This is a genomic window from Thioalkalivibrio sulfidiphilus, from assembly GCF_000377945.1.
Classification (GTDB): domain Bacteria; phylum Pseudomonadota; class Gammaproteobacteria; order Ectothiorhodospirales; family Ectothiorhodospiraceae; genus Thioalkalivibrio_A; species Thioalkalivibrio_A sulfidiphilus_A.
The window spans coordinates 116,997-123,706 of the sequence record NZ_KB898923.1; the positions used below are offsets into that span (position 1 = coordinate 116,997).

Genomic DNA, 6,710 nt, shown 5'->3' on the forward strand with positions numbered 1-6,710 from the left:
TCGCCCTGACCATTTTTCAGTCTCGAGTATGTCCATGGATCACGCAGAACAGCAGTCACGCCTCAAAGAGCTCATTGCCAAGGGTAAGGAGCAGGGCTTCCTGACCTACGCCGAGGTCAACGATCACCTGCCCGACACCATCGTCGATCCGGAGCAGATCGAAGACATCATCGCCATGATCAACGACATGGGGATCGCGGTGCATGAGCAGGCGCCGGACAGCGACAGCCTGATCCTCTCCGACAGCACCGTCTCCACCGACGAGGACGCCGCCGAGGAGGCCGCCGCCGCGCTGGCCTCCGTGGACAGCGAGTTCGGCCGCACCACAGACCCGGTGCGCATGTACATGCGCGAGATGGGCACCGTGGAACTGCTGACCCGCGAGGGCGAGATCAAGATCGCCAAGCGCATCGAGGATGGCCTCGGCCAGGTGCTGTTCGCGCTCGCCCACTACCCCCAGTCCATCAGCACCCTGCTGTCCGAGTTTGACAAGGTCGAGGCCGGCGAGATGAAGCTCACCGACCTGGTGGTCAGCTTCATCGACCCCAACGCCGATGACGTGCCCGCCGTTGCCGCCAACGACAACGACAGCGTGGACACCGACGCCAGCGCAAGCGCCGACGACGACTCGGACGCCGACAGCGATGATGATGACGACGACACCTCCGCCAGCGAGCCCGAGGACACCGGCCCCGATCCGGAAGAGGCCCGCGAGCGCTTTGCCAAACTGCGCGCCATGTACGAAGAGGCCATGGGCTTCGCCGCCAAGAAGCACACCGCCAAGTACCGCAAGGCCCGCGAGGAGATGGCCAAGTACTTCATGGAGTTCAAGCTGCTGCCCCGCTTCGTGGACCAGCTGACCGCCGATCTGCACGAGATGGTGGAGCGCATCCGCATGCAGGAGCGCACCGTGATGGACATCTGCGTCAACCGCTGCAACATGCCGCGCAAGGAATTCATCACCGCGTTCCCCGAGAACGAGACCAACCTGAAATGGCTGGACACCCAAATCAAGGGCAAGTCCAAGCACGCCAAGCTGCTGGCCGAGCACAAGGACGAGATCCTGCGCATCCAGAAAAAGCTGGTGGCCATCGAGGAGGAGTCCAACCTCACCATCAGTGAGATCAAGGACATCAACCGCCGCATGTCCATCGGTGAGGCCAAGGCGCGCCGCGCCAAGAAGGAGATGGTGGAGGCCAACCTGCGCCTGGTGATCTCCATTGCCAAGAAGTACACCAACCGCGGCCTGCAGTTCCTGGACCTGATCCAGGAGGGCAACATCGGCCTGATGAAGGCGGTGGACAAGTTCGAATACCGTCGCGGCTACAAGTTCTCCACCTACGCCACCTGGTGGATCCGGCAGGCCATCACCCGCTCCATCGCGGACCAGGCCCGCACCATCCGTATCCCGGTGCATATGATCGAGACCATCAACAAGCTCAACCGCATCAGCCGGCAGATGCTCCAGGAGATGGGTCGCGAGGCCACCCCCGAGGAACTCTCCGAACGCATGGAGATGCCCGAGGACAAGGTGCGCAAGGTGCTCAAGATCGCCAAGGAGCCCATCTCCATGGAGACCCCCATCGGCGATGACGAGGACTCCCATCTGGGCGACTTCATCGAGGACGTGAACGTCATGTCCCCCATTGAGGCCGCCACCCGGGAAGGGCTGTCCGAGGCCACCCGAGACGTGCTCGCCAGCCTCACCCCCCGGGAGGCCAAGGTGCTGCGCATGCGCTTCGGCATCGACATGAACACCGACCACACCCTGGAAGAAGTGGGCAAGCAGTTCGACGTCACCCGCGAACGCATCCGCCAGATCGAAGCCAAGGCCCTGCGCAAGCTGCGTCACCCGAGCCGCTCTGAGATGCTCAGAAGCTTCCTGGATCTGGAGTAACACCAGTGGCAAGTTGCAAGTGGCTAGTCTCAAGGGTTTTCCTTGCCACTGGCCACTTGAGACTTGCCACTGTCCTTCCGGGCCTGTAGCTCAGTTGGTTAGAGCAGGGGACTCATAATCCCTTGGTCCTCGGTTCGAGTCCGAGCGGGCCCACCATTTTCATGCCTCAAAAATCCCTCACTTAACAAACTGCTCGCCGAAGCCAGCTTATGCCTCACGGGGCTGCGCTCGAATTACTCGCTGCGAGCGCCCCAGATTAATCCCTCCGGGTCAGCGTGAGTCTGACTCTCGGCTCGATGACCTCTTCACCGCCCCCCGGAATACCCCTTGCACATTTGATTTCATAGCAATATATTGCATGCAATGAATGCAATTCGAGGATATAGCAGTGGCCATGCTGACTGTACGCAATCTGCCCGACGAGGTGCATCGCGCCCTGCGTGTCCGTGCTGCCCGGCATGGCCATAGCATGGAGGCGGAAGTACGCGAGATTCTGGAATCCGCCGTCTCACCCGGCGGCCGGGTGAAACTGGGGTCACTGCTGGCCGAGATTGGCCGCCAGACCCGGCTGACCGATGATGAGTTCGCAGTTCTGGAGCAGGTGCGCGGCAAAGCCCCTGCGCGGCAGGTTGACTTCGGGTGATCCTGCTCGATACCAATGTCATCTCGGAGCCTCTGCGCAGGGAGCCGGACCCCCGCGTTGTGGAGTGGATCGACAACCAGCCTCTGGAAACCCTCTATCTCTCAGCCATCACAGTGGCCGAGCTGAGGGCAGGCATTGCATTGCTTCCCGCCGGAAAGCGCCGGGCCGGTCTGCAAGAGAACTTTGAAAAGCGGGTGCTGCCACTGTTCGCCGGGCGCATCCAGCCATTCGATCTTTCCTGCGCACAGGCCTATGCGGAACTGATCGCCAAGGCCCGAAAATCCGACCTGGCCATAGCCGCTGCTGATGGCTATATCGCAGCCATTGCTGCTACAAACCGTTTTTCCGTGGCTACGCGTGACACAACCCCATTCAATGCTGCCGGCGTAAGCGTGATCAACCCATGGGAACCATAGAGCCCTGCCACCCCATGAGCCAGGCGGTCGACACGGACAGCGAAGGAACCACCACGCGCATCGCAAGGCCCGCAGTATCGACCACCTGATCGCCACAACCCTGTGAGTTGCAGGCTAATGCCATCATGGTCACACCCCCGGACATCCTCCATGCCCCCAGAACGTGAGCCACTCGCCAGCGCCCCCGCCGCCCTCTTGCTGACCGGCCCCGGCTGCCCCCATTGCGCAAGCGTGCGTCAGGCGCTCGAAACCCTGCGCTCGGAAGGATTGCTCGGCGGGATTGAGGAGATCGATCTGAGTCAGGCGCCGCAACAGGCCGAGGCCCTGGGCGTGCGCTCCGTGCCCTGGACACGCATCGGTGCCATCGAACTCTCGGGCCTGCATAGCCTGGCCGAACTGCGCCACTGGGCGGCGCTCGCCGCCCGGCCCGAGGGCCTGGACCTGCACCTGGCGGATCTACTGGGCAACGGTCAGCGGGCCCAGGTGCTGGCCCGCACACGGCGCGAGCCGGCGCTGATCGCCCGCTTGGCCGCCCTGATTAGCGACCCGGACAGCGAACTGAGCGTGCGCATCGGCGTGATGGCCACGCTGGAGGAGCTGAAGGACGAAGGCTTCCTGCATGGGCAGGCAACCCACTTCCTACCCCACACCACCCATCCTGAACCGCGCGTGCGGTCAGACGCCTGCTATGCCCTGACCCTGATCGGCGGGGAGGACGCCCTCGCTGCGCTACGCGCCTGCAGTGAAGATCCGGACCCTGAGGTGATGGAAACGGCGCAGGACGGCGTCGAAGTCCTGACTCGGACTGAGTGAATAGGGACATGCTAGGAGCCTGTCGGACTTAGGTGCCCGTAGCGAGCCGGTGGGAGAGCGAGGCCATTTTTCCGATCGTTTGAGGAGAATAGCCGTCGCTATTTAACGAAAAGGATCGGGAAAATGGGCCGCTCTCCCACCGACGCAGTAGGTGCAGCCTAAGTCCGACAGGCTCCTAGGCCCGACAGACAAAACCACCACCCTCTCGCCCATCTTGAGACCGCGCTCAGCCTGAACTAGGATGTTACATGTAACATCCAATAGAGACACACAGACATGGCTACCGACACCGCGGCACGCGTACAAAAGCGGCGCGACGCCCTGCGCAAGGCGGGACTGCGTCCTGTGCAACTCTGGGTACCGGACACCCGCCGCCCATCATTTGCCGAAGAATGTCATCGACAATCGGCCAGGCTGTCAGATGACGCGCATGAAAAGGATGTGCTCGACTGGGTCGAGACTGTGACGGATACAGAAGGCTGGCAATGAGACGAGGTGACCTGATCACCGTTGCCATGCAGGGAGATTATGGCAAGCCCCGACCGGCCCTGATCATCCAGTCCGATTTCTTCGATACCCACCCGTCCATCACCGTGTTGCCCGTGACCAGTGAACTGCGTGACACCCCGCTGTTTCGCATTACCGTCGAGCCCTCTGAAGCCAACGGACTGCAGAAGACATCCCAGGTCATGGTGGACAAGACCATGACCATACCCAGATCCAAGGCCGGGGCAGCCTTCGGCACACTCGACAAGGACGTGCTCGTGGAAATTGAACGCAGCCTCGCAGTCTTTCTGGGAATCGTAAAATGAGGCCCCCTCCAATAACTGCGCCACCACGTCCCGACTGAAACCAACCACCAGCCTGCGGCAAGGCCATGGCTTAGAGCTTCACATATGAGCCAGACATTGCGCCTCTAAGCACCTGTTTGGTTGGCTTTTTTCGGCGCATCATTCAAGAGATTAGTGAGTTGCCGTGGTCCGACCCCGAATCACCGTATGCATAGGAAAAAAGGGGCGGTGACAAATGATTTTCACTTGTCACCGCCCCTTTACATTAAATCTGTATCACCGGAAACGGTCTCGCAACATCAATGGGCTGAGTCAGCTCAGTCTCTCCAGCCCCGAACCTTGCCTGCACAGACCCAGTCCTTAGAGGGGTTAGTCACACCAACGAACCGCCATTCATAATTGCCATCCGCATTGTTGGTCCATGTGTTATGTGTGCGTCCCGCGCCGATACCCGTTGCCCCACAGTCTTTGGTGCCGTTATTTCGCGTGTGGCAGTAGCGTAAATAAATTCTTGCGTCGCAGTTATTCGTGTATCTCACTATCAGCTGGTCACTGCTGCGCTGGCTCCAGCTTGAGTTGGCTGTCACACACCAGTTCGGCGCATTCCAGCATGAATCTTCGTCCGTCTGAACCGCCATTGCGGATGCGGGTAATACCATGATTACAAAAGTCAGTAAGAATGTTCTGATCATCGGATTTCTCCCTTGATGTCCCCTCAGTCAATGCACGGAGATGTCTGGGCGTCCAAATCCCGCTCCGCGCCCCCTGGCGTATTCCTTCACCACAAATCAATCTAATGCCCTCTGCGAATAAGCGCATCACCCATTTGGATGAAATCCGGGCGCACTTATCGACATCCATCATTTCGTTGGCCATGGGGGCCAAGAATTATTAGCATTTGCTAATATTTATTGATACGACGACCCAAACATGACCGACCCAATCCAAAAACCCGCCTGGAACGACCGCCTGGTAGACGCCTTGCGTTCACGGGCGACACTGCTGTTCCTGATCGGGCTGCTGCTTGGCTGGCTGATCTTCGCGGACCATGGTGAACCCGAGACGCTGATGGTCACCGTGCACAACGACAGTCCGGTACTGATCGAGGCCATCTGGTTCGATTTCAGCCACGGGCATCGACAGTCCAGCCTGTACGAGGGACAGATCCGGCCCGGCGAGTCGCGCCTGGTTGCGCTGAATCATCCGCCGGGGGCGGGATTCAATATGAAGGTGCGTTATGCGGACGGGATGGTGCAGGAGTTTTGTGCCAATCGCGGAGTCAGGGAATGGGTTCAGGAGGTGCGAATTTATCGCTAAAGTTATCCACCGGCCGAGGGAACCCAGCAAAGAAAGAAGCCCTGCTGCGATCAATCGCAGCAGGGCTTCTTTTACTGGCTGTACAACAAGCCGAAACTACTTCAGGGTTACCGCTTGTTGGCGTTCAAAGGCGAACCATCCAAGAAGAAGCTCGGCTCGTTGTCGTTCGTATCCACCTCTGCCGCGACATAGACACCGAAGAACTCATGATCATCGCCCCCGAAGCGGGCAATGTAGAGGACTTCCAGAAAACCACCACCAAGGTCGTCGAGAACGAGCACAAGCACGCCCAGATCGGGATCAACAGACCACTCAAAAGGCTCCGTCACATAAGAACCACCCGCTTCAGGCGCGTATGTAATAGACCCCGTGCCAAGATCTTCACCTTCAGGAGGCGAATTAAACTCCAGGACCACCGGATCACTATCAAGCTCTAATGCGATATCGTAGGTTCCAAGCACTCCCTCTGCAGTAAATGGAATGCTCTCGGTCATGCTGGCTACGATGTAGCCGGCTTCGTCGAAAGGATCATACTCCACCAGATAACGGGTGGTGTTCTCTACACCCAATCATTGCATAAATTTGACGCAACCAGGTTTCAGGCTGCTTGCTTCAAGGTATTCAGGTAATGCAACAGCTCGGATTTCACGGCGGGGTTAGCGCTCATGGTCAGCGTCAAGGCGCCCTGGGGTCTTGTCAGGCGCCCGGCGCGCTGGATCAGTTTGCGCCGCAGGGTGCCGAGTTGTTCGAAACACCACAGCGGCGCGCGCTTCTCAGTCGTGTTGCGGACCTGTTCATGACACAGCATCTGCATTTCCCGGTTGAGATTGTGC

General features: G+C 59.4%; 9 protein-coding genes, 1 tRNA gene and 1 pseudogene. 8 read left to right on the forward strand and 3 right to left on the reverse strand.

Features of this window, described 5'->3' with window-relative positions; genetic code table 11:
* Positions 1-34 precede the first annotated feature (34 nt).
* The 7 genes from rpoD to D580_RS0102065 all read left to right on the forward strand — a co-directional run bounded on the left by rpoD (position 35) and on the right by D580_RS0102065 (position 4,581).
* Positions 35-1,897, forward strand: a complete 1,863-nt coding sequence (gene rpoD, locus D580_RS0102040; RefSeq protein WP_026289617.1) for an RNA polymerase sigma factor RpoD — start codon at positions 35-37, stop codon at positions 1,895-1,897.
* A 79-nt stretch (positions 1,898-1,976) separates the two neighbouring features.
* A tRNA-Ile gene (locus tag D580_RS0102045) sits at positions 1,977-2,053 on the forward strand.
* A 238-nt stretch (positions 2,054-2,291) separates the two neighbouring features.
* Positions 2,292-2,540, forward strand: a complete 249-nt coding sequence (locus D580_RS0102050; protein WP_018952776.1) for a FitA-like ribbon-helix-helix domain-containing protein — start codon at positions 2,292-2,294, stop codon at positions 2,538-2,540.
* On the forward strand, positions 2,537-2,956 hold the full coding sequence (locus D580_RS0102055; RefSeq protein WP_018952777.1) for a type II toxin-antitoxin system VapC family toxin: 420 nt from the start codon (positions 2,537-2,539) through the stop codon (positions 2,954-2,956). Before D580_RS0102050 ends, D580_RS0102055 begins: the two co-directional genes overlap by 4 nt.
* A gap of 150 nt (positions 2,957-3,106) precedes the next feature.
* Positions 3,107-3,769 (forward strand): thioredoxin family protein, encoded by a 663-nt coding sequence (locus D580_RS0102060; RefSeq protein WP_018952778.1) that lies wholly within the window; start codon positions 3,107-3,109, stop codon positions 3,767-3,769.
* Positions 3,770-4,045: 276 nt separating this feature from the next.
* Entirely contained in the window at positions 4,046-4,258 is a 213-nt protein-coding gene (locus tag D580_RS16000; RefSeq protein WP_081617221.1) for an antitoxin MazE family protein, read from the forward strand.
* Positions 4,255-4,581, forward strand: coding sequence for a type II toxin-antitoxin system PemK/MazF family toxin (locus tag D580_RS0102065; protein ID WP_026289619.1), 327 nt, complete (start codon positions 4,255-4,257; stop codon positions 4,579-4,581). Before D580_RS16000 ends, D580_RS0102065 begins: the two co-directional genes overlap by 4 nt.
* Before the next feature lie 528 nt (positions 4,582-5,109).
* Here the strand turns inward: D580_RS0102065 and D580_RS16500 are convergent.
* Positions 5,110-5,436, reverse strand: coding sequence for a hypothetical protein (locus D580_RS16500; protein ID WP_155999652.1), 327 nt, complete (start codon positions 5,434-5,436; stop codon positions 5,110-5,112).
* 54 nt (positions 5,437-5,490) lie between these two features.
* Here D580_RS16500 and D580_RS0102070 point away from each other — a divergent pair, with 54 nt between their 5' ends.
* Positions 5,491-5,877 carry a hypothetical protein gene (locus tag D580_RS0102070; protein WP_018952780.1) on the forward strand — a complete coding sequence of 129 codons (387 nt, stop codon included), beginning with the start codon at positions 5,491-5,493 and terminating at the stop codon, positions 5,875-5,877.
* Positions 5,878-5,984: 107 nt separating this feature from the next.
* Here D580_RS0102070 and D580_RS0102075 read toward each other — a convergent pair whose 3' ends face one another.
* Both D580_RS0102075 and D580_RS0102080 read right to left on the reverse strand, forming a co-directional pair.
* Entirely contained in the window at positions 5,985-6,446 is a 462-nt protein-coding gene (locus tag D580_RS0102075; RefSeq protein WP_018952781.1) for a hypothetical protein, read from the reverse strand.
* A gap of 29 nt (positions 6,447-6,475) precedes the next feature.
* A pseudogene (locus D580_RS0102080) lies at positions 6,476-6,710 on the reverse strand (IS1380 family transposase); the annotation flags it as partial.

What these genes read in the sequence shown, in the direction of transcription:
- D580_RS0102060 (WP_018952778.1), top strand. Translation starts at nt 3,107, where the DNA reads ATGCCCCCAGAACGTGAGCCACTCGCCAGCGCCCCCGCCGCCCTCTTG.
- D580_RS16000 (WP_081617221.1), top strand. Translation starts at nt 4,046, where the DNA reads ATGGCTACCGACACCGCGGCACGCGTACAAAAGCGGCGCGACGCCCTG.
- D580_RS0102050 (WP_018952776.1), top strand. Translation starts at nt 2,292, where the DNA reads ATGCTGACTGTACGCAATCTGCCCGACGAGGTGCATCGCGCCCTGCGT.
- rpoD (WP_026289617.1), top strand. Translation starts at nt 35, where the DNA reads ATGGATCACGCAGAACAGCAGTCACGCCTCAAAGAGCTCATTGCCAAG.
- D580_RS16500 (WP_155999652.1), bottom strand. Translation starts at nt 5,436, where the DNA reads ATGGCCAACGAAATGATGGATGTCGATAAGTGCGCCCGGATTTCATCC.
- D580_RS0102070 (WP_018952780.1), top strand. Translation starts at nt 5,491, where the DNA reads ATGACCGACCCAATCCAAAAACCCGCCTGGAACGACCGCCTGGTAGAC.
- D580_RS0102065 (WP_026289619.1), top strand. Translation starts at nt 4,255, where the DNA reads ATGAGACGAGGTGACCTGATCACCGTTGCCATGCAGGGAGATTATGGC.